The organism is Sphingomonas sp. NPDC079357, from assembly GCF_044901155.1.
Classification (GTDB): Bacteria; Pseudomonadota; Alphaproteobacteria; order Sphingomonadales; family Sphingomonadaceae; genus Sphingomonas.
In genome coordinates this window covers 1,566,113-1,585,445 of sequence record NZ_JBJDOM010000001.1, presented here as the reverse complement: position 1 = coordinate 1,585,445, position 19,333 = coordinate 1,566,113, and the positions used below count along the sequence as shown (strand labels likewise).

At 67.6% G+C, this 19,333-nt stretch carries 23 protein-coding genes; 12 read left to right on the top strand and 11 right to left on the bottom strand.

Annotation, left to right across the window (positions count from 1 at the left end; all coding sequences use genetic code 11):
• Positions 1-62: 62 nt before the first annotated feature.
• The 5 genes from ACI2JO_RS07440 to ACI2JO_RS07420 all read left to right on the top strand — a co-directional run bounded on the left by ACI2JO_RS07440 (position 63) and on the right by ACI2JO_RS07420 (position 4,514).
• Positions 63-1,568, top strand: coding sequence for a SulP family inorganic anion transporter (locus ACI2JO_RS07440; RefSeq protein WP_404720349.1), 1,506 nt, complete (start codon positions 63-65; stop codon positions 1,566-1,568).
• A gap of 161 nt (positions 1,569-1,729) precedes the next feature.
• Entirely contained in the window at positions 1,730-2,599 is an 870-nt protein-coding gene (locus ACI2JO_RS07435) for a TorF family putative porin (protein ID WP_404720048.1), read from the top strand.
• A gap of 231 nt (positions 2,600-2,830) precedes the next feature.
• On the top strand, positions 2,831-3,727 hold the full coding sequence (locus tag ACI2JO_RS07430; protein WP_404720348.1) for a tetratricopeptide repeat protein: 897 nt from the start codon (positions 2,831-2,833) through the stop codon (positions 3,725-3,727).
• On the top strand, positions 3,724-4,347 hold the full coding sequence (locus tag ACI2JO_RS07425) for an LON peptidase substrate-binding domain-containing protein (RefSeq protein ID WP_404720047.1): 624 nt from the start codon (positions 3,724-3,726) through the stop codon (positions 4,345-4,347). The genes ACI2JO_RS07430 and ACI2JO_RS07425 overlap by 4 nt, the downstream gene beginning before the upstream one ends.
• The gene (locus tag ACI2JO_RS07420; protein WP_404720046.1) at positions 4,344-4,514 is read left to right on the top strand and encodes a Trm112 family protein; all 171 of its coding nucleotides are present in this window, start codon (positions 4,344-4,346) and stop codon (positions 4,512-4,514) included. The genes ACI2JO_RS07425 and ACI2JO_RS07420 overlap by 4 nt, the downstream gene beginning before the upstream one ends.
• Positions 4,515-4,657: 143 nt before the next feature.
• On the opposite strand, the gene msrA is transcribed toward ACI2JO_RS07420, so the two are convergent.
• The 4 genes from msrA to pabB form a co-directional block, all read right to left on the bottom strand.
• Positions 4,658-5,311 (bottom strand): peptide-methionine (S)-S-oxide reductase MsrA, encoded by a 654-nt coding sequence (msrA, locus tag ACI2JO_RS07415; protein ID WP_404720045.1) that lies wholly within the window; start codon positions 5,309-5,311, stop codon positions 4,658-4,660.
• A 51-nt stretch (positions 5,312-5,362) separates the two neighbouring features.
• Entirely contained in the window at positions 5,363-5,503 is a 141-nt protein-coding gene (locus tag ACI2JO_RS07410) for a hypothetical protein (protein ID WP_404720044.1), read from the bottom strand.
• A gap of 211 nt (positions 5,504-5,714) precedes the next feature.
• Positions 5,715-6,914 (bottom strand): pyridoxal phosphate-dependent aminotransferase, encoded by a 1,200-nt coding sequence (locus ACI2JO_RS07405; protein WP_404720043.1) that lies wholly within the window; start codon positions 6,912-6,914, stop codon positions 5,715-5,717.
• A 47-nt stretch (positions 6,915-6,961) separates the two neighbouring features.
• The gene (gene pabB / locus ACI2JO_RS07400) at positions 6,962-8,707 is read right to left on the bottom strand and encodes an aminodeoxychorismate synthase component I (protein WP_404720042.1); all 1,746 of its coding nucleotides are present in this window, start codon (positions 8,705-8,707) and stop codon (positions 6,962-6,964) included.
• Positions 8,708-8,820: 113 nt separating this feature from the next.
• Between pabB and ACI2JO_RS07395 the strand changes: the two genes are divergently transcribed.
• The 7 genes from ACI2JO_RS07395 to ACI2JO_RS07365 all read left to right on the top strand — a co-directional run bounded on the left by ACI2JO_RS07395 (position 8,821) and on the right by ACI2JO_RS07365 (position 13,445).
• Complete coding sequence (locus ACI2JO_RS07395) at positions 8,821-9,480, top strand: MBL fold metallo-hydrolase (protein WP_404720041.1); 660 nt, start codon at positions 8,821-8,823, stop codon at positions 9,478-9,480.
• A gap of 212 nt (positions 9,481-9,692) precedes the next feature.
• Positions 9,693-9,872: a 50S ribosomal protein L32 gene (rpmF, locus tag ACI2JO_RS07390; RefSeq protein ID WP_028967316.1), complete on the top strand. Its 180-nt coding sequence runs from the start codon at positions 9,693-9,695 to the stop codon at positions 9,870-9,872.
• A 43-nt stretch (positions 9,873-9,915) separates the two neighbouring features.
• A complete protein-coding gene (gene plsX, locus ACI2JO_RS07385; protein WP_404720347.1) occupies positions 9,916-10,950 on the top strand; it encodes a phosphate acyltransferase PlsX in 1,035 nt (344 codons plus the stop codon).
• Positions 10,947-11,927 carry a beta-ketoacyl-ACP synthase III gene (locus ACI2JO_RS07380; protein WP_404720040.1) on the top strand — a complete coding sequence of 327 codons (981 nt, stop codon included), beginning with the start codon at positions 10,947-10,949 and terminating at the stop codon, positions 11,925-11,927. Before plsX ends, ACI2JO_RS07380 begins: the two co-directional genes overlap by 4 nt.
• Before the next feature lie 91 nt (positions 11,928-12,018).
• Positions 12,019-12,315, top strand: a complete 297-nt coding sequence (locus ACI2JO_RS07375; protein WP_404720039.1) for an integration host factor subunit alpha — start codon at positions 12,019-12,021, stop codon at positions 12,313-12,315.
• Between the two features lie 4 nt (positions 12,316-12,319).
• Positions 12,320-12,658, top strand: a complete 339-nt coding sequence (locus ACI2JO_RS07370) for a MerR family transcriptional regulator (protein ID WP_404720038.1) — start codon at positions 12,320-12,322, stop codon at positions 12,656-12,658.
• Between the two features lie 40 nt (positions 12,659-12,698).
• Positions 12,699-13,445 (top strand): DUF2334 domain-containing protein, encoded by a 747-nt coding sequence (locus tag ACI2JO_RS07365; RefSeq protein ID WP_404720037.1) that lies wholly within the window; start codon positions 12,699-12,701, stop codon positions 13,443-13,445.
• On the opposite strand, the gene ACI2JO_RS07360 is transcribed toward ACI2JO_RS07365, so the two are convergent.
• From ACI2JO_RS07360 to ACI2JO_RS07330, 7 genes are all read right to left on the bottom strand, one after another.
• Complete coding sequence (locus ACI2JO_RS07360; protein ID WP_404720036.1) at positions 13,400-14,584, bottom strand: glycosyltransferase; 1,185 nt, start codon at positions 14,582-14,584, stop codon at positions 13,400-13,402. The two genes, ACI2JO_RS07365 and ACI2JO_RS07360, sit on opposite strands and share 46 nt — an antisense overlap.
• A 15-nt stretch (positions 14,585-14,599) precedes the next feature.
• On the bottom strand, positions 14,600-15,124 hold the full coding sequence (locus ACI2JO_RS07355; protein ID WP_404720035.1) for a DUF2141 domain-containing protein: 525 nt from the start codon (positions 15,122-15,124) through the stop codon (positions 14,600-14,602).
• On the bottom strand, positions 15,106-16,062 hold the full coding sequence (locus ACI2JO_RS07350) for a hypothetical protein (RefSeq protein WP_404720034.1): 957 nt from the start codon (positions 16,060-16,062) through the stop codon (positions 15,106-15,108). The genes ACI2JO_RS07355 and ACI2JO_RS07350 overlap by 19 nt, the downstream gene beginning before the upstream one ends.
• An 83-nt stretch (positions 16,063-16,145) precedes the next feature.
• Positions 16,146-17,240, bottom strand: a complete 1,095-nt coding sequence (locus tag ACI2JO_RS07345; protein WP_404720033.1) for an AI-2E family transporter — start codon at positions 17,238-17,240, stop codon at positions 16,146-16,148.
• Entirely contained in the window at positions 17,237-18,184 is a 948-nt protein-coding gene (gene lepB, locus ACI2JO_RS07340; RefSeq protein ID WP_404720032.1) for a signal peptidase I, read from the bottom strand. Before lepB ends, ACI2JO_RS07345 begins: the two co-directional genes overlap by 4 nt.
• Before the next feature lie 4 nt (positions 18,185-18,188).
• The gene (gene acpS, locus ACI2JO_RS07335; RefSeq protein WP_404720031.1) at positions 18,189-18,608 is read right to left on the bottom strand and encodes a holo-ACP synthase; all 420 of its coding nucleotides are present in this window, start codon (positions 18,606-18,608) and stop codon (positions 18,189-18,191) included.
• Complete coding sequence (locus ACI2JO_RS07330; protein WP_404720346.1) at positions 18,605-19,333, bottom strand: pyridoxine 5'-phosphate synthase; 729 nt, start codon at positions 19,331-19,333, stop codon at positions 18,605-18,607. The genes acpS and ACI2JO_RS07330 overlap by 4 nt, the downstream gene beginning before the upstream one ends.

The following is a 19,333-nucleotide window of genomic DNA, read 5'->3' as shown; positions in this document are numbered from 1 at the left end:
GACGCATAATGGCCAGCGTGGTCCCGCCGGCGGAGACGACGATCACCCGACCGGGCGTGTCGATGCCGTCCGTTGCGCTGCTCGGTCGCGACCTGACCGCTTCGATCGTCGTCTTCCTCGTCGCTATGCCACTCTGCATGGGGATCGCGATCGCCTCCGGCGCACCCGCCGAGAAGGGCCTCATCACCGGCATCATCGGCGGGATCATCGTCGGCGCACTCGCCGGCTCGCCGTTGCAGGTGAGCGGTCCTGCCGCCGGCCTTGCGGTGATCGTCTATGAGCTGGTGCGCGATCAGGGTCTGGCCGCGCTCGGGCCGATCCTGGTGCTGGCCGGCGCGGTGCAGGTCGTGGCGGGCGTGTTCCGGTTGGGCGGCTGGTTCAAGGCGATCTCCCCCGCCGTTGTGCACGGGATGCTCGCCGGAATCGGGGTGCTGATCGTTGTCGGACAGTTCCACGTGCTGTTCGACCATCGCCCGTTGCCGAGCGGGCTTCAGAACCTCGCCGCGATGCCAGGGCGGCTGTTCGGCCTGTCGCCATCCAACCTGCAAGCCACCGAGTTCGCGTTCGCGATCGGCGTAGTGACGATCGCGGCGATGATCGGGTGGGAGAAGTTCCGACCCGCCGCGCTGCGGTTGCTGCCGGGTGCGCTGGTGGGGGTACTGGTCGGCACGATCGTGTCGCTGCTGTTCGGGCTGGAGGTCGCGCGGGTACAGGTGCCCGATTCGATCGTCGCCGCGATCACCCCGCCGAGCGGCGAGGGGTTCGCGCGGCTGCTCAACCCGGCGGTGGTCGCGGCGGCGGTGGCGATCGCCTTCATCGCCTCGGCCGAGACATTGCTCTCGGCAGCGGCGGTCGACAAGATGCACAACGGCGTCCGTACCGATTATAACAAGGAGCTGCGCGCGCAGGGCATCGGCAACCTGCTGTGCGGCTTTGCCGGCGCGTTGCCGATGACCGGGGTGATCGTGCGAAGTTCGGCGAACGTGCAGGCGGGCGCGGCGACGCGGCTGTCGGCAATGCTGCATGGCGTGTGGATCCTCGGCTTCGTCGCGGCGCTGCCCTTCGTGCTGAAGCTGATCCCGATGGCGGCGCTGGGCGCGATCCTCGTCGTCACCGGCTTCCGGCTGGTCAGCGTCAAGCACGCCACGCACCTGTTCCGCGATTATGGCGTGTTGCCGGTACTGATCTGGGCGGCGACGCTGGTGACGGTGGTGTCGACCGACCTGCTAACCGGGGTGCTGGTCGGAATTGGGCTGACGATGCTCGAACTTATCCCGAATCTCCACCGGCTGCGGCTGCGCGTCTATGAGGGGCAGGAGGCGGACACCCATGCGATCACGCTGGACGGCACCGCGACCTTCGTGACGCTGCCCAAACTTTCTGAGACGCTCGACCGGGTGCCGACCGACACGCCGGTGCGGATCGACGCGACGCGGCTCAGCGCGGTCGATCATACCAGCGCGGAGATGTTGCGTGACTGGTTCCAGCGTCGCCGCGCCTCGGGCCAGTCGATTCAGGTCACCGGTGCGCGTGGCCGGATCGCCACACTGAACGACGATCAGCACTGATGCGACAGCGCAGCAATCTTTTGATGCGGATCGGACACATTGCTGCAATGCGGCGCAAATAGGTTTTGATGGTGGGCCAGCCATCGCCCTCCCGCTGGCCAAGGCGGGAGAGAGCGTAGCGGACCGCAAGCAGGAGGAGCCTCTTACCATCAGGAGGTTCCATGAAGTACGCATTCCTTATCCCCACCGCCATGCTGGCGCTGGCCGCCGTCCCCGCCGCTGCGCAGGAAGAGGCCCCGCCGAAAGCGGTCACCGTTTCCGGGTCGGTCGGGCTGGTCAGCGATTACCGCTTCCGCGGCGTGTCGCAGTCCGACGAGAACCTTGCCGTGCAGGGCGGCTTCACGATCGCGCATGAGAGCGGCGTCTATATCGGCACGTGGGGGTCGAACCTCAGCGGATGGGGGACGTTCGGCGGCGCCAATATGGAGCTGGACCTGATCGCCGGGTTCAAGACCCCGATCGGCGACGGCGGCACGCTGGATGTCGGTGCGACCTGGTACATGTATCCGGGCGGCTTCGACAACACCGACTTCATCGAACCCTATGTGAAGCTGTCGGGCACCGCCGGCCCGGTCAGCCTGACCGCGGGCGTCGCCTATGCGCCCAAGCAGGAAGCGCTCGGCGCGTGGTCGGCGAACGGGACGGTCGCGGCGAATGTCGATTACGCCGCCGGGACGGGCTACAGCAACCCAGGCGCGAAGGGCGACAATCTCTACGTGTGGGGCGACGCCGCCGCGGCGATCCCGAACACCGGGCTGACGGCCAAGGCGCATATCGGCGCGTCGAGCGGCAACAAGGGTCTGGGGCCGTTCGCGACCAGCGTCGCGCCGACCGGTAATTATGCCGACTGGCTGCTGGGTGTCGATTATGCGATCCCGAGCACGCCGCTGACGGTCGGCGTCGCCTATGTCGACACCAACATCACCGATCGTAAGGCCGCCTATCTCCAGCCGAGCTTCAGCCGTGGGCAGGACGGGGTCGGTTCGATCGCGGGTGCCAAGGTGGTCTTCGCGCTGACGGCGGCCTTCTAGGGCGGTCGCCAACAATGCCGTCGCCCCGGACTTGATCCGGGGCCCCGCTTCTTGGCAACGATGAAAGAAGAAGCGGGATCCCGGATCAAGTCCGGAATGACGGACAGTAGCTGGCGACCCGTCTGATCGCGTTCCGACCAAAGCGGGTGGGGCGGGGGGTTTGTATCCCCCGCCGCCATCCCACATAAGGGGGCAAGCAATTTCAGGAGCGCCCCATTGGCCACGTTAGGCATGTCACCCGCCGAGAAGGAAGCCGTCCAGCGGTTCCGCGCCGACGTCGTCGAACCGTCGATGACGCAGCTCGTGATCGTCGATTTCTGGGCGGAATGGTGCGGGCCGTGCAAGGCGCTGACGCCGGTGCTGGAAAAGGTCGCCGCCGACTATGCCGACAAAGGCGTGGTGCTGGCCAAGGTCGATACCGACAAGGACCAGTTCATCGCGGCGCAGTTCCAGATCCGCTCGATCCCGACCGTCTATGCGATGTTCCAGGGGCAGCTGGTCGCTGACCTGACCAGCGCGCGCACCGAATCGCAGCTCAAGGCGACGATCGACCAGTTGCTGCGGCAGTTGCCGATCAGCGGCGAAGCGCAGTCGCAGGAGACCGAGCTGGAGCCGCTGATCGCAATGGGCGAGCAGGTGCTGGCCGAGGGCGATGCCGAGCGCGCGCTGTCGATCTTCGACCAGCTGGCCGAGATGGCACCCGAGCATCAGGCGGTGCTGTCCGGTCGCATCCGTGCTTTGGTCGCGATCGGGCAGGTTGAGGAAGCCGAGGCGGCGATCTCGGCACTGCCCGAGGATGTCGCGAAGCTGCCCGAGGTGCAGCGTGCGGCGGCGGCGCTGGCACTCGCCAGATCGGCGCCGGCGGTCGATGACCTCGCCCCGCTCGAGGCGGCGGTGGCGGCGAACCCCGATGATCTTCAGGCGCGTTTCGATCTCGCCAATGCGCGGATGGCGGCGGGGGATCGCGAGGCGGCGGCGAGCGGTTTCCTGTCGATCGTCGCGGCGGATCGCGCGTGGAATGACGATGCGGCACGCCAGCAATTGCTCAAGCTGTTCGAGGTCGTCGGGTTGGAAGATCCGTGGGTGTCGGCGCAGCGGCGCAAGCTGTCGGCGATCCTGTTCGGATGACCGAGACGACGCGGCTCTCGATCTTCCCGCTGCCGGGGGCGCTGCTGTTCCCGCAGCTGCATCTGCCGCTGCATATCTTCGAGCCGCGCTATCGCGCGATGGTCTCCGACGCGATGGCGCGCGATCGACGGATCGCGATGATCCAGCCGCGCCCCGACAGCGAGGATGACGACGCGCCGGATCTGTTCGAGATCGGTTGCGTCGGGCGGATCGCGGAGGTCGAGGCGCTCGATGACGGGCGCTACAATCTGATCCTGCAAGGGCTGTCGCTGTTCCGCGTGCGACGCGAGCTGCTGGTGACGACGCCATTCCGGCAGGTTGAGGCGGAATTGCTGCCGGTGGCGGCGGACGAAACGCTGTCACTGGCGGCGCGCGCCTCGCTGGAGATGGAGTCGCGTCGGTTTGCGGAGGCGCATGGCTATAGCGTCGACTGGAAGTCGGTCGGACGACTCGACGACGTCAGCCTGGTCAACGGCGTGGCGCAGATCGCGCCGTTCGATGTCGCGGCCAAGCAGGCGCTGCTGGAGGCACCCGATCTGGCGACGCGCGCCGAGATGCTCGTGCAGTTGATGCAGTTCTTCGGTCGCCACGACGGCGAGGACCGGGTGACGCTGCAATGACGATCGACCCGTGGTTGCTCGAACGGCTGGTATGCCCCGCGACGCGCACGCCGCTGCGCTATGATGCCGAGCGGAGCGAGCTGGTGTCGGAGGTGGCGGGCGTCGCCTATCCGGTGCGAGACGGTGTGCCGGTGCTGCTGGTCGAGGAAGCGCGGCGGCTGGATTGACCTGCCGCCGTCCCTGTCGCCGCGTCACACCGGCAAAGGCCTAGGACCCGGTACGGAACATCAGCGACGACGGACGGTGCTTCGTTGCAGCGGCCCCTCAGGTGGACCCCGGCTTTCGCCGGGGTGATAAGAAGCGGGCGGTGTTACCGCGTCGCCAGTTGCGGAAAGGCGGCGCGGAAGCCGGCGACCTTCGGCTTGTCCCAGCGCACGATATAAGGATGCGTCGGGTTCCGGCGGAAAAAATCCTGATGATAGGATTCAGCGGGATAGAAACGCCCCGCCTCTAGCCGCGTAACGATCGGCTTTGCGAAAGCGTGGGACTGCCTGAGCTGCGCGATATAGGCGACGGCGACCGCGCGCTGATCGGGGGTCTGCGGGAAGATCGCCGAGCGATAGCTGGTGCCGCTGTCGGGGCCCTGCCGGTTCAATTGCGTCGGGTCGTGCGCGATCGAGAAATACACGCGCAGCAGTGTCGCATAGCTGACGATGCGCGGGTCGTAGGTGATGCTAATCGCCTCTGCGTGGCGGGTCGTTTCACTGCTGACCGCTTGATAATTGGCGCTTTGTGGCGTGCCGCCGGCATATCCTGCGCTCACGTCGCGAACGCCTTTCACCTGCTGGAACACCGCCTCCATGCCCCAGAAGCAGCCGCCCGCCAACACCGCTTTCTGCAGACCCGCGGTGGCGGGTACGTCACGCGTCGCGGCGGGGATCGGGACGGCGCGCTCGGCCTGGGCGATGCCGCAGCCGGCGAGCAGGAGCGGCAAGGCCGCGGTGAGGGCGAGGAAGCGCGTCATGGACCTGATATGGGTCGGCAAAGGTCGCTCCGCCAGAGCGACCGCGACCGGTCAATGCGTGACGTGGGTCGCCGCATAGGGGTTGGTCGGCAGCTCGGGCTGCGCGGCGTGGATCGCCAGCATCCCGGCGGCGCCGATCAGGAAACCACCCGCGAACTGCCATGCGAAGCTGGACTTGATGAAGCGGATCATCAGCTGCTCTCTTTTCCTTGGCCGCCAGTGCGGCACGTCGCTCGATCGTCGTCACGTTACCGCCGCGGTGGCAGGAGCGGTGACGACCACCGCAACATCACCCCCGACGCCTGAACGGCGGCTGGGCCGTCCGTTCATCTGGCGTCGATATACGGACAGCAAGGCTGCCCTTCCATGGCAGAGTGCGAAAGCGATCGTTTCGCAGAAGCGCCTATTTCAGCGCGGCGCAGGCCGTCTGGATACGCTGGCACGCCTCGGTCAGCAGCGCCTCCGACGTGGCGTAGCTGATCCGCATTGCCGGCGAGACGCCGAACGCCACGCCCTGCACCGCCGCCACCTTGGCATCGTCGAGCAGATAGCCGACGAAATCGCTGTCGGTCTCGATCCGCTTGCCCGCCGGGGTCGACTTGCCGATCACGCCCGCCACGCTGGGATAGACGTAGAAGGCGCCCTCGGGCTTCGGGCAGGTGATGCCCTCGGCGGCGTTGAGCATGTCGACTACCAGGTCGCGGCGGACCTGGAACGCCTGCGCGCGCTCCTTGAGGAAGGACTGGTCGCCGGTCAGCGCCGCGGTCGCGGCGGCCTGCGCGATCGAGCAGGGATTGCTGGTCGACTGCGACTGGAGCTTGGCCATCGCCTTGATCAGCCACGACGCGCCGGCGGCGAAGCCGATCCGCCAGCCGGTCATCGCATAGGCCTTGGAACAGCCGTTGACGGTCAGCGTCCGCTCGTAGAGCGAGGGGCAGACCTCGGCGATCGTCGCGAAGCGGAAATCGTCATAGACGATATGCTCGTACATATCGTCGGCGAAGATCCAGACGTGCGGATGCCGCTCCAGCACCGCGCCCAGCGCCTTCAGTTCGTCGACGGTATAGGCAGCACCCGTCGGATTGGACGGCGAGTTGAGGATCAGCCACTTGGTACGCGGCGTGATCGCCGCCTCCAGCATCGCCGGGGTCAGCTTGTAGCCGACGTCCGCGCCCGCCGCGACGATCACCGGGGTCGCGCCCGCGAACTGCACGACGTCGGGGTAGCTGACCCAATAGGGGGCCGGCACGATCACCTCGTCGCCCGCGTCGAGCGTCGCGACCAAAGCGTTGAAGAGCGTGTGCTTGCCGCCGACGTTCACGCTGATCTGTGCCGGAGTATAGTCGAGGCGGTTGTCGCGCTTGAACTTGGCGACGATCGCCTCCTTCAGCTCCGCGGTGCCGTCAACGTTCGTGTACTTCGTCTTGCCGGCGCGGATCGCTTCGATCGCGGCCTCTTTCACGAAATCGGGCGTGTCGAAATCGGGTTCGCCCGCGCCCAGCCCGATCACGTCGACGCCGGCCCGCTTCAGCTCCAGAACACGGCTGGTGATCGCCAGCGTCGGGGACGGATTGATGCGGTCGAGCGCGGCGGAGGTGTGCATGATGAGGCCCTTCGATCGGAAGCGATGCGCCTATGCGACGGTCGGCCTCATTGTGCAACCGCGAGCGTCGCTCGCATTAGTCCGCGCAACGCATTACCCACGAACAGGCCGTCGCGAAGGTCGTCCGCGACCACGTCGCCCTCAATCGCCTTACCGGTGTCGAGCAACTCGCCGCGCAGCACGCCGGGCAGCAGCGAGCCCGTGCGAGGGGTGACCAGGGTGTCACCGCGAGGCACGAACAGGTTGGTAAAGCTGCCCTCGGTCAGCCGCCCATCAGGGGTGAAGAACACCACCTCGTCGGCACCGCTCGCCGTCCGCGCCGCGTCGTAGAAGCGTCGATCACTGGTTTTGTGGCGCAACCGCCAATCGCGCTCGCCGACCGGCAGCGGCGCGAGCGCGATGCGCAGCGGCCGATCGGGCGGGGGCGGGGCGGCGGCGACCTCGATCGCGACCGCGCCGCTTTGCGACACCATCAACCGGACGCGCGCTGCGGCGCGCAGCCGGAAGGTCGCGGCCTGCAGTTCGTTGCGCGCGGCGTGGCGATCGAAGGCAAAGCCCAACGCCGCCGCGCTGTTGCGCAGTCGCTCGAGATGTCGCTCGATCCGCAGCACGCCTTCGTCCGGATCGAACGCCATCGTCTCCAGCAAGTCGACCCGGCGGCGGGCGCCGGCCAGGAACGCCGCCTTGGCGATCGCCTCGTCCCATTCGTCGTCGACGCGCGAATCGGCGACGATCCCGCCACCGATCCCGATCACGGCATGATCCGCGCCCTCGTCAATCGTCAGCGTGCGGATCGCGACGTTGAACGCGGCACTGCCGTCGGCGTCGATCCGGCCGATCGCGCCGGTATAGGCACCGCGCGGGCTGCCGCGTTCGACGGCGGCGATCGCCTGCATCGCGCGAACCTTTGGCGCACCGGTGATCGAGCCGCACGGGAACAGCGCCGAGAGCACGTCGATCGAATCGCACTCACGGGCCAGCGTCGCCGTCACCTTCGAGGTCAGTTGATGCACGGTCGGGTAGCGTTCGACGGCGAACAGCTCGGGTACCGCGACGCTGCCCGCGACGGCGACGCGCGACAGGTCGTTGCGCATCAGATCGACGATCATCAGATTTTCGGCGCGTTGCTTGGTGTCGGTGGCAAGCGTGCGTGCGACGGCGAGGTCGATCGCAGGATCGGGGTGGCGGCGCGCGGTGCCTTTCATCGGACGGCTGACCAGCATATCACCGTCGCGTGTGAAGAACATCTCGGGCGAGAGCGACAGGATCGTCTGCGTGCCCGTCGCGACCAGCGCGCTCCACCCGGCACCCGCCGTCTGCCGCAATCCGGCATAGAGCGCGAGCGGATCGCCGATGAACGGCACGCGCGCGCGGAAGGTGAGATTGAGCTGGTACAGATCACCCGCGCGGATCAGTGCCTGTGCCGCGTCGAACATCGCGCGATAGTCGGCGCGCGACGGCTCGGGTTCGGGCGCGCCGGTCCATACCCCTGCGGGATCGGGGAGTAGCGCGGCGACATCCGCCACCTCCTCGAACCCGTCAAAAAGTCCGAACCACCCCAGCGGAGTCGTGGAGGCGGGCTCGCCTCCGGCGGCAGGCTCGAACGCCGCACCCGCGCCATAGGAGAGAAACCCCGCCGCCGCGCCGGGCCACGCCCGGATCGCCGCAAGCAGGTCGTGCACCTCGTCCGGCGTCCAGGCAGTCAGCACCCGCCGCGGCGCCCGATACAGCCTGGCACGATCCAGCCCGGCCCGGGCATCATGGAGCAGCACGAAGGGAGCAGCGAGACGCATCGGCGCCCTTGATGCCCGTAGGCCATTACGCCTGCAAGCCGCGTTGCGTCCGACCAAGGTCGAAGTTAGTGCCTGCGGCACCGGCGATGCCGCATCCCGGCAGGAGTTTTCCGATGACCGACACCCCGTTGCGCGCCGCGATCGTTCCCGTCACCGCGATCGAGCAGAATTGCACGCTGATCTGGTGCACCGCGACGATGAAGGCGGCGGTGGTCGATCCCGGTGGCGATCTGCCGCGCATCCTGTCGGCGGTGGAGCAGGCCGGGGTGACGGTCGAAAAAATCCTGCTGACCCATGGGCATATCGACCACGCCGGCGAGGCGAAGCCCTTGGCCGAGCAACTGGGCGTGCCGATCGAGGGCCCGCACGAGGACGACCGTTTCTGGCTGTCGCGGCTCGACGAGGACGGGCGCAACTGGAATATCCGGGGTGTGGTGTTCGAGCCCGATCGCTGGCTGGCGGATGGTGACACGGTGACGGTCGGCGACCTGACGCTCGACGTCTACCATACGCCGGGTCACACCGCGGGGCATGTGATCTTCCACCACGCGCCGTCACGATTCGCGCAGGTCGGCGACGTGTTGTTCCAGGGCTCGGTCGGGCGCACCGATCTGCCGCAGGGCAATCACAAGCAGCTGATCGAATCGATCGTGACCAAGCTATGGCCGCTGGGCGACGAGACGACGTTCATCCCCGGTCACGGCAAGCCGAGCACCTTCGCGCACGAGCGGGCGCACAATATGTTCGTCAGCGACCGCGCGCTTTCCGCCTGAGAGGGACACGACCGCCCGTTCGGGGCGTTGGCGGGATGGAGGTCATGTGACGGGCTTTACTTGCAACCGCCGGGGAATTCGCTATAGGCGCGGGGCTTCGCGATGCGAGCCGATGCCCGGCTGTCTGCCGCGGCCGGTGCTTGCATCGTCCGCGCGGCACCGTGCACCGGCTCGTCGCTCATATGAACTACTAGACAAATCAAGGTGCCGCGATGGCCGTCCCCAAGCGAAAGACTTCTCCCTCCCGCCGTGGCATGCGCCGCGCGCACGACGCTCTGTCGGTCGAGGCGTTTCAGGAATGCCCGAACTGCGGCGAGCTGAAGCGTCCGCACAATCTGTGCACCGCCTGCGGTCACTACAATGGTCGCGAGGTCATCGCGGTCGACGCCTGAGCCTGACCGGGTGCAGGCACAGCTTCGGGAGCGAGGTTCAGTGATATCCGACAGGTCCCGGATCGCCGTCGATGCGATGGGCGGTGACGAGGGGTTGGCGGTAATGCTGGCTGGGGTGGCGCGTGCGTGCCGCCGTCACGACGACGTCAACTATCTGTTGGTCGGCGACGAGGCGGCGATTCGCGAGGGGCTGTCCCAGCATCCCAATCTCGCCGAGCATTCCGAAATCGTCCACGCCCCCGATGTGATCGCGGGCGACGAGAAGCCGAGTCAGGCGATCCGTCGCGCCAAGACGACCTCGATGGGTGTTGCGATTGACTGCGTGAAGCAGGGGCGCGCCGCCGCTGCGGTGAGTGCGGGCAATACCGGTGCGCTGATGGCGATGGCCAAGCTGTCGCTGCGGACGATGCGCGGCATCGACCGGCCGGCGCTGGCCGCGTTGCTGCCGACGCTCGGTGACAATGACGTGGTGGTGCTCGACCTCGGCGCCAACACCGAGTGTGACGCGCGCAATCTCGTGCAGTTCGCGGTGATGGGCGCGGCCTATGCGCGCACCACGCTGGAGCTGGATGCGCCGCGAGTCGCGCTGCTCAACATCGGCAGCGAAGATCAGAAGGGCACCGGCGAGATCCGCGACGCCGCGCAGATGCTGCGCGCCGCGCCGCATCTGCCCATGAAATTCACCGGCTTCGTCGAGGGTGACCGGCTGTCGCGCGGCGAGCATGACGTGATCGTCTGCGACGGCTTTTCGGGCAATATCGCGCTCAAGACCGCCGAGGGCACCGCGCGCTTCGTCGCCGATCTGCTCAAGCGTGCGTTCCGCAGTTCGGTGCGTTCCAAGCTGGGCTTCCTGATCTCGCGCCCGGCTACCGAGTTGCTGCGCGATCACCTTGACCCCAACAACCACAATGGCGCGGTTTTCCTCGGGCTCAACGGGCTGGTGGTCAAAAGCCACGGGAGCGCGAACGAGCGCGGGGTGGAAACCGCGATTGGCAACGCCGCCAAGATGGTGCGGGCCGACCTGACGCGCCGGATCGTCGAGGATCTGCGCCATTTCGAAGCGAAGGCCGCTGCATGATCCGTGCCGTGCTGACGGGAACGGGCAGTGCGCTGCCCGCCCGCCGCGTCTCCAATGCCGAACTGGCCGAGCGCGTCGATACCTCGGACGAGTGGATCGTCGAGCGCACAGGCATCCGCTTCCGCCATATCGCAGGTGACGACGAGACGACTGCGACGCTGGCGCGCGACGCCGCGACCGCCGCGATTGCTGCCGCCGGGCTGGTCGCAGGCGACCTCGACCTGATCGTGCTGGCCACCGCCACTCCCGACAACACCTTTCCTGCCACCGCCACCAAGGTGCAGGCGATGCTGGGCATCGACGATTGCGTCGCCTTCGACGTGGCGGCGGTCTGCTCGGGCTTCCTCTATGCGGTGCAGGTCGCCGACAGCATGATCCGCGCCGGCGCGCACCGCCGTGCGCTGGTGATCGGTGCCGAGACGTTCAGCCGCATCCTCGACTGGGAGGATCGCACCACCTGCGTCCTGTTCGGCGACGGGGCCGGTGCGATCGTGCTGGAGGCGCGCGAATCGGCGGACGACGTGACGGACGCGGGCGCGCGGGGCGTTCTTGCCACGCGGCTTCATGCCGACGGCCGCCATAATGGGTTGCTTTATGTCGACGGTGGACCGTCGACGACCGGCACCGTCGGTAAGCTGCGGATGAAGGGGCGGGAGGTTTTTCGCCACGCCGTGATCAACCTGGCAGCGGTCATGGAGGAGGCGTTGCACGCCGCCGGACTACCCACCGCGGCGGTCGACTGGGTGGTGCCGCATCAGGCGAATGCGCGTATTCTCGACGCCACCGCGCGCAAACTTTCCCTGCCGTCTGAAAAGGTTGTGCTGACTGTCGACCAGCACGCCAACACCTCCGCGGCGTCGGTTCCGCTGGCGTTGGACCAGGCGGTGCGCGACGGCCGGATCCGGCCCGGCCATATCGTCGTGCTGGAGGCGATGGGCGGCGGATTCACCTGGGGCGCTGCGGTCATCCGCATCTGACCCACAACGGTCGACCGCATCGACAATTTGCGCGCGGCGTTCTAAGCGGGCGGTGAATTGTGTAACCTTTCCGGGGGGTAGAGGGAAGTCGATGACGGAAGCAGGTACGTTGACGCGCGCTGATCTGGCGGAGTCGCTCCACAAGCAGGTGGGGCTGTCCCGCGCCGATTCCTCGCGCCTGGTCGAGCAGATTCTCGACAATGTGTGCGGCGCCCTGTCGCGGGGCGAAAACGTCAAGATCTCGGGCTTCGGCACGTTCGTGCTGCGCGACAAGGGCGAGCGGATTGGCCGCAATCCCAAGACCGGCGTCGAGGTGCCGATCGCGCCGCGCCGCGTGCTGACCTTCCGTGCAAGCCAGATGATGCGCGACCGCATCGTCGCGGGCTGAGCTATTGGCGTCGGACGCAAAATCCGCCGCCGCGTTTCGCACTATCGGCGAGGTCGCTCAGGCGACCGGCCTCGCTCCGCACATCCTGCGGTATTGGGAAAGTCGCTTTCCGCAACTTCGGCCGGTCACACGCGCGGGCAATCGCCGCTACTACCGGCCGGAGGATGTGGCGCTGGTCGAGCGGATCGACCGGCTGCTCAACCGCGAGGGCTATACGGTCAAGGGCGTCCAGCAATTGCTGGCGCGCGAGCCCGTTGGCGCCCCCGGCCTGGTCCCGCGGCCCGGCGTGCCGTCGCTCGTCGCGATCCGCGACCTGCTTGCCAAGGCGCTGGCGGACGACTGACCCTTGCGCCGGCGCGGCCAGGTGCGCATGTGCTGGCGGCATGAAGCGTCTGCTCGCCTCCATCCACGATGTCTCGCCGCGGTTCGAGCGCGAGGTCGATATGCTGCTGGACCGGCTCGCGCCCTATGTGGGTGAGCGTCTGGCGATGCTCGTCGTCCCCGATCATTGGGGCAACGCCCCCTGGACCCCCGCCTTCACGGCGCGACTGCGGGGCTGGGCCGACGCGGGTATCGAGATGTTCGTCCATGGCTGGTTCCACCGCGACGACAGCGCGCATAGCGGGGTTGCGGCGATCAAGGCCAAGCGGATGACCGCGGGCGAGGGCGAGTTCCTCGGGCTCGATCACACGGAGGCGCTTGCGCGGATGCGGCGCGGCAAGACGTTGCTGGAAGACGCGACAGGGCGTGCGGCGGCGGGGTTCATCGCCCCGGCTTGGCTCTATTCGGAAGGCGCGCGAGCGGCGCTGGGCGATGCCGGCTTCGCGATTGCGGAAGACCATGCGCGCGTCTGGGAACCGGGCGGTGCGATGGTAGCGCGCGGGCCAGTGATCACCTGGGCCAGTCGCAGCGATGCGCGCGCGCTGAGTTCGCTGGCGGCGGCGTCGGCGCTGCGCCATTTGCTCCAGCCCTTGCCGACGGTGCGAATTGCGGTGCATCCCGGCGACGTCACGCGCCCGGCATTGCTGCGCAGCATTGACCGGACCTTCGCCGCCTTCTCGACGCCCGCGCGTCGGCCGGCGGCCTATGCCGACCTGCTGACCCCGCGCCGCGCGTCGATCAGCGACTGATAGTGCGCGATCAGCGCCTGCGCATGTTCGCGGTCGCTCCACACCTTCGGCGCGGCGATCGCCGCCGCACGGTGCAGCAATCGCTTGTCGCGCGAAGCGAGCGCCACGATCGCGCGCGCGCAATCATAGGCGTTGCCGCTGCGGAACCACTCGCCATATTCCGGCTTCGGCACCGCCGAGGCGCCGCCGCGATCCGGCACGATCAGCGGGAGGCCCGAGGCCAGCGCCTCCGACGCGACCAGCCCGAACGTCTCGGTATCGCAGCCATGGACGAGCGCGTCGGCACTCGCCATGATCGAGGCGAGCTGTCCGCGATGGTAGATCGGCTGGAACATGCGGACGTGCGGACTTTCGGCGATATGCCGCTCCAGGGTCCGCGTGTCCGGGCCCAGCCCCAACAACACCAGCCCGACCGGCAATTGCGCCCCGGCGCGCCGCACGGCGTCGATCACCATCGGCCAGCGCTTTTCGGGATGATGCCGCCCGACCCCGATCAGCAGGAACGCATCTTCGGGCAGGCCGCATTGTTCGAGCATCGCGGCGCGCAACGTGGGGCTGCGCAACGCGGGCGAGAAATGCTCGCGCTCAATCCCCAGTGTCATGGTCGCGTCGATACGAACGCCGCGCGCGCGGAGTCGCTCGGTCAGCACCGGGCCGTTGGTGACCACGGTGTCGAACTTGTCGAGCCAGCGGTTCATGTACCGATCGTACCAGCCGAACGCGCGCTCGATCGTCGCTCCTGAAGCGACCCGCGAGAACCAGCGCTTCGGATAGGTTTCAAGGTTGTCGTTGTGCATGAACCACGACCGCAGCGCATCGCCCTGCCAGTCGGCGACGATCGCGGCCGACCGCCACGGTGCGCAATTCTCGACCACATCGGGCCGATAGTGATCGAGCAACTCGTGAATCGGCCCGGCTTCCCAGAACAGCCCGTAATTCGAATCGAACGGTATTCCCGGCGACTTCACGAAGTGAATGCGCGCGCCGCCGGGCCGCTCCTCGACCCGGTCCTCCCGCCCCGGCGCAATCACGATCTGCTGATGCCCAAGCTCGGACATCAGCGCCATCTTGCGATCAAGGTACGAGCGTACTCCGCCGCCGGTGGGCGAGTAGAATTCGTTGACATCGACGATCCGCATGGTCCCGTCCTCCGATCAGCGCATGAAGCCGAAGCCGCCCAGCCCGCGCAGATACTGGGCGCGGATCGTGGTGCGGGTAATGCCGGGGCCGACGTCGATCAGCGCGTCGACCAGCTTGGGGCGGGCGCGCCCGATCTTGTTGTTGCTGGGGAAGCCAGCGCCATCGCTCCAGAAGTTGAACTTGCGCTTGCCGTCGCGGTCGTGCCCGAGGAACAGCGCATAGCGGCCCTGCCGCGGCACGCGGATGCAGATCGCGGCATCGCCGGCGGCGGGTGGCGCGACCGACACGCGGCGGAAGAACTTGCCCTGGCGCGCGAGATCGTCGTCGCCGGCCAGAAAGTCCTTCTCATTGGGCGGATACAGTTCGAGCTTCAGCGTGCCGGTGCGGTCCTTCAGCCCGGTCACGGTGGCGAGGATCGCCGGACCTTCCTGGCCGCTGGCGCAGGCCGCCGCGTCGCTGCCCAGAATCTGCGCGCCGGCACCCGGCGCCGCGAGCGTCAGCAGCCCGGCAAAGGCGATCGTCAGCGTTCCTCGCGCCATGTGCGCATCCTTCCAGTCACATATGCCGCGCCGAACAACAGCAGCAGCAATCCATGCATCACCAGGGTTGACGCCGCGGTGAATGCCATCAGGTCCGACAACGCACGATCATGCCCGATAACCAGGATCGCGAAATTGGCGAAAAGCAGGTCTTTGTTGGGCAGGAACGGCAAACGCGACACCAGTTGCCGCCCGGCGACCAGGAACAGCCACATGCCGAGCGAAACGCTGGGGATCACGCACGCCCAGGCAAGCGCCACCGTGACGCAGCTGCCGCCGATGCGCAGCAGGTCGACCCAGAAGATAAACCAGAGGTCGCGTCTCGGTAACGAAAAGACCCGCTTGGAAAAGAGGAGCAGCGCCAGCGACAGCGCTGTCGCGAAGGCCAGCGACCAGATCATCGCCGACACCACCTCGGGCGCGATCAGCTGATAGCCGAGCGGCAGGGCGACCGCGCCGAGCAGCAGGGCAGTGACGTTACCGGTGATCCCGGAGACGATCGTCACGTCCTTAACCGCCCCGAACGGTGCGGCGACCATCTCCAGCCGCGCCCGTGCCCAGGCGTAGAAATAGGCGTCCCCCGTATAGCCGATCAGAATGTCGTTCGCGATCCGCTTGCGGTTAAGCGCCCCGAAGGCGGCGGGTGGCACGTTCCACAACCGGCGGAAAATGACGAAATCGCAGACCGGCAGCATGAAATAGGATGCGAGGAAGAACAGGTAGAAACCCGATGACGTGGGGGTCACGCGGCGGATGCCTGCCAGACCGTCGGCGAACAATTCGTACCCGACTCCGACCAGCATCGCGACGCTCAGCACGGTCGCCAGCAGGACCGGCCAACGCCGACGCAGCGTCTGGACCGGCTTCAGCGCGACCAACGGCGCAGCGTCGGCAGCAGACATGGTCGAGGGAGTTGATACTGGCTCGTCGACGCGCAATCGGTTCTTCCTGCGCCCGTTCGTACACGGGACGCGGGCTTTAGCAGCGTCCGGCGGCGCGCGCCAGCCGTGCCGCATCGCCGTCAGTCGCGGGAAGGGTCGACCTCGACCTTCTCGGAGCGGCGCTCCATCGCGGTCTTCAGGATCGCGGTCATCGGATCGGCGAGCGCCAGCCCCATGATCCCGAACAACGCGCTGGCCAGGATCTGTGCGCCGAGCGTCAGCGCCGGGGGAAGGTCGACCGTGCGCTTGGCGACCATCGGGATCACGACATAGCCATCGAAGGTCTGCACCACGATGTAGACGACGATCGCCAGCACCCCGGTGTGCACGCCCGCCGAAAAGCCCACCGCGACCATCAGCGCGCCGGAGATAAACGCACCGATATTGGGGATGAAGGCGAGCAGGCCGGTGAGAATGCCGAGGATCATCGCCATCGGCACCCCGACAATCCACAGGGCAATCGCGGTCAGCACGCCCTCGAACGCCATGCCGAGCAGCCGCCCGGCGAGCAGCCGGCGCAGCGTCTGCGCCATCCGCTTGAGCGTCACCGCGAATTCGACGCGGTTCCGTTCGGGCACCATCCATTGCAGCCCGCGCTCATAGCCGTGCGGATCGATCGCGATGAACAGTCCGAGCACGACGATCATGAAGCCGCTGGTCAGCGCCCCTGCTGCCGTGCCGAGCCAGCTGGTGACGCGCCCTAGCGACGACATCGCCTGTTTGGCGACGCCGCTCAGGTCGCTGGCGCCCGGCATCAGCCCTTGCGCGCTCAGCCAGCCGCTGAAGCGCAGCACCTGCACCTCGACGGTCGAGCGGAGTTGTTGCGCCTGCGCGGTGATCTGGACGCCGGCGAGATAGAAGGTGCCGAGCAGGAAGGCGATCGTCAGCAGGCAGACAATCAGCAGCCGCCAGCTTCGCCCGATCGGCAGCACGCGCCCGAGCAGCCGCACTCCGCCGTCGAGCAGCGCGGCGAAGACGAGCGCCGCGAAGATGATGAGCAACGGCTGGATCAGCAGCACGACGAGGGCGATCGCGCCGGCCATGCCCAGCCAGACCGCGGCGCGGCGGATTTCGTTGCGGGTCGACTCGTCGCGGACCTCGGTAGGGCTCGCACCGGCGCGGACGCGCACCCGCTCGCCACCGGCGTCGATCCGCACCTCCGGCGCGTCGCTCATGGGACGCGCGTCGGGTGGAGCGAGCTGCCCGCGCGTCCGCCGCGCAGCGCGCGCGGCCACGTCAGCGGGTTCCAGCCGGCGCTGCCGTCGACCGAGAAGGTGATGAACTCGGCGCGCCCGCCGATATTCTCATAGGGCACCGGACCGCCCAGCCCGCGCTCGAACCCGCCCAGCGCAAAGCGGCTGTCGGCGGAGCGGTCGCGATTGTCGCCCATCAGGAAGACGTGGTTAGCGGGGATCGTCACTGGGCCATAGTTGTCGCCGGCGCTGTCCGATTCCAGATCGACCGTGTCATAGCGCCGGCCGTTGGGCAGCGTCTCGGTGACGATCGGCAGGTGGCAGACCGCCGAGCCGTCGGGACGCTCCTGCCGCGCACCGGGATATTGTGCGGGATCGCAGGTCGCGTTGGCATCGACCGGCAGGTCGCGATAGTGGAGCGGTCCGCGCGCAACCGGCGTGCCGTTGAGGATCACGACGCCGCCGCGTACCGCCAGCGTGTCGCCCGGCAGGCCGATCACGCGCTTGATGTAATCGCTCGACTGGCCCGGCGGGGTAACGATCACCACATCGCCGCGCTCGGGCAGGCTGCCCCAGATGCGGCCATGGATGAACGGCACTTGCACCGACCAGCTGTCGACCGGCTGGTGGAGCAACGTACCGCGGATAATTGCGACCGGATCGGGGATCGTCGGCGAGACGAACGACCAGCCATAAGCGAATTTCGACACCACCAGCCGGTCACCGACCAGCAAGCCGGGCAGCATCGATTCGCTCGGGATGTAAAAAGGCTTGGCGATGAAGCTGTGAAAGCCGAGCACCGCCAGCAGCAGCCAGAACAGCCCCTTGATCTCGCCCCACCAGTCGAAGCCGGTGCGCGACGCAGGCGTCGCGGCCGTGGCGTGCGGGGGCGTGTGGTCGCCGGTCAATGCGATATCCTCTGCCACGCGGTCACTCGGCTCCTGCATGTCGGTCGGCAACGGCCTCGATGATGACGAATGCCTGCGCCCAGGGATGGTCGTCGGTCAATGTCAGATGGATGCGCGCGCTGTGCCCGGCGGGGATCAGCGTATCGAGCTGCGCCTTGGCCCCCCCGGTCAGCGCCAGCGTCGGTGCGCCGGAGGGTGCGTTGACGACGCCGATGTCCTTCATGAACACGCCCGCCTTGAACCCGGTGCCGACTGCCTTGGAATAGGCTTCCTTCGCGGCGAAGCGCTTGGCGAGCGTCCCGGCCTTGGTGAACGGTCGGCGATCGGCCTTCGCGCGCTCGACATCGGTGAAGACGCGCCCCTCGAACCGTTCGCCGAAGCGTTCGAGCGAATGCGCGATCCGCTCGATGTTGCAAAGGTCGGAGCCAAGCCCGACGATCAACGGGCTTCGTCCATCAACGCCTTCATGCGGCGCACGCTGTCCTCCAACCCGGTAAAAATTGCCTCGCCGATCAGGAAATGGCCGATGTTGAGCTCGCGGACCTGCGGGATCGCGGCGACGGGGGTGACATTGTCAAAGGTCAGCCCGTGCCCGGCATGGACCTCAATCCCGTTCTTTGCCGCCAGCGCCGCGGCATCGGCGAGCCGGCGCAGCTCGACGGTGCGCGCCTCGCCGTCCAGCTCGGCATAGCGGCCGGTGTGCAGCTCGACGACCGGCGCGCCGAGCGCGACCGCCGCCGCGATCTGGCGCGGGTCGGGCTCGATGAACAGCGAGACGCGAATCTGCGCCGCGCCGAGTTCGCGGACCATCGGCGCGAGGCGGTCGTGCTGGCCGGCGGCGTCAATCCCGCCCTCGGTGGTGCGCTCCTCGCGCTTTTCGGGGACGATGCAGGCGGCGTGCGGCCGGTGGCGCAGCGCGATCGCGAGCATCTCGTCGGTCGCCGCCATCTCGAGATTGAGCGGGATCGACAATTCCGCCGAAAGCCGCGCGATGTCCGCATCGGTGATGTGGCGGCGATCCTCGCGCAGATGCGCGGTGATCCCGTCGGCACCCGCCTTCGCCGCGAGCAGCGCGGCGCGCACCGGATCGGGCAATCCGCCGCCACGTGCGTTGCGCACCGTCGCGACATGGTCGATATTGACCCCGAGGCGCAACGGGCCGCCCAT

What these genes read in the sequence shown, in the direction of transcription:
- ACI2JO_RS07440 (WP_404720349.1), top strand. Translation starts at nt 63, where the DNA reads ATGCCGTCCGTTGCGCTGCTCGGTCGCGACCTGACCGCTTCGATCGTC.
- ACI2JO_RS07435 (WP_404720048.1), top strand. Translation starts at nt 1,730, where the DNA reads ATGAAGTACGCATTCCTTATCCCCACCGCCATGCTGGCGCTGGCCGCC.
- ACI2JO_RS07430 (WP_404720348.1), top strand. Translation starts at nt 2,831, where the DNA reads ATGTCACCCGCCGAGAAGGAAGCCGTCCAGCGGTTCCGCGCCGACGTC.
- ACI2JO_RS07425 (WP_404720047.1), top strand. Translation starts at nt 3,724, where the DNA reads ATGACCGAGACGACGCGGCTCTCGATCTTCCCGCTGCCGGGGGCGCTG.
- ACI2JO_RS07420 (WP_404720046.1), top strand. Translation starts at nt 4,344, where the DNA reads ATGACGATCGACCCGTGGTTGCTCGAACGGCTGGTATGCCCCGCGACG.
- msrA (WP_404720045.1), bottom strand. Translation starts at nt 5,311, where the DNA reads ATGACGCGCTTCCTCGCCCTCACCGCGGCCTTGCCGCTCCTGCTCGCC.
- ACI2JO_RS07410 (WP_404720044.1), bottom strand. Translation starts at nt 5,503, where the DNA reads ATGATCCGCTTCATCAAGTCCAGCTTCGCATGGCAGTTCGCGGGTGGT.
- ACI2JO_RS07405 (WP_404720043.1), bottom strand. Translation starts at nt 6,914, where the DNA reads ATGCACACCTCCGCCGCGCTCGACCGCATCAATCCGTCCCCGACGCTG.
- pabB (WP_404720042.1), bottom strand. Translation starts at nt 8,707, where the DNA reads ATGCGTCTCGCTGCTCCCTTCGTGCTGCTCCATGATGCCCGGGCCGGG.
- ACI2JO_RS07395 (WP_404720041.1), top strand. Translation starts at nt 8,821, where the DNA reads ATGACCGACACCCCGTTGCGCGCCGCGATCGTTCCCGTCACCGCGATC.
- rpmF (WP_028967316.1), top strand. Translation starts at nt 9,693, where the DNA reads ATGGCCGTCCCCAAGCGAAAGACTTCTCCCTCCCGCCGTGGCATGCGC.
- ACI2JO_RS07380 (WP_404720040.1), top strand. Translation starts at nt 10,947, where the DNA reads ATGATCCGTGCCGTGCTGACGGGAACGGGCAGTGCGCTGCCCGCCCGC.
- ACI2JO_RS07375 (WP_404720039.1), top strand. Translation starts at nt 12,019, where the DNA reads ATGACGGAAGCAGGTACGTTGACGCGCGCTGATCTGGCGGAGTCGCTC.
- ACI2JO_RS07365 (WP_404720037.1), top strand. Translation starts at nt 12,699, where the DNA reads ATGAAGCGTCTGCTCGCCTCCATCCACGATGTCTCGCCGCGGTTCGAG.
- ACI2JO_RS07360 (WP_404720036.1), bottom strand. Translation starts at nt 14,584, where the DNA reads ATGCGGATCGTCGATGTCAACGAATTCTACTCGCCCACCGGCGGCGGA.
- ACI2JO_RS07355 (WP_404720035.1), bottom strand. Translation starts at nt 15,124, where the DNA reads ATGGCGCGAGGAACGCTGACGATCGCCTTTGCCGGGCTGCTGACGCTC.
- ACI2JO_RS07345 (WP_404720033.1), bottom strand. Translation starts at nt 17,240, where the DNA reads ATGAGCGACGCGCCGGAGGTGCGGATCGACGCCGGTGGCGAGCGGGTG.
- ACI2JO_RS07330 (WP_404720346.1), bottom strand. Translation starts at nt 19,333, where the DNA reads ATGGGCGGCCCGTTGCGCCTCGGGGTCAATATCGACCATGTCGCGACG.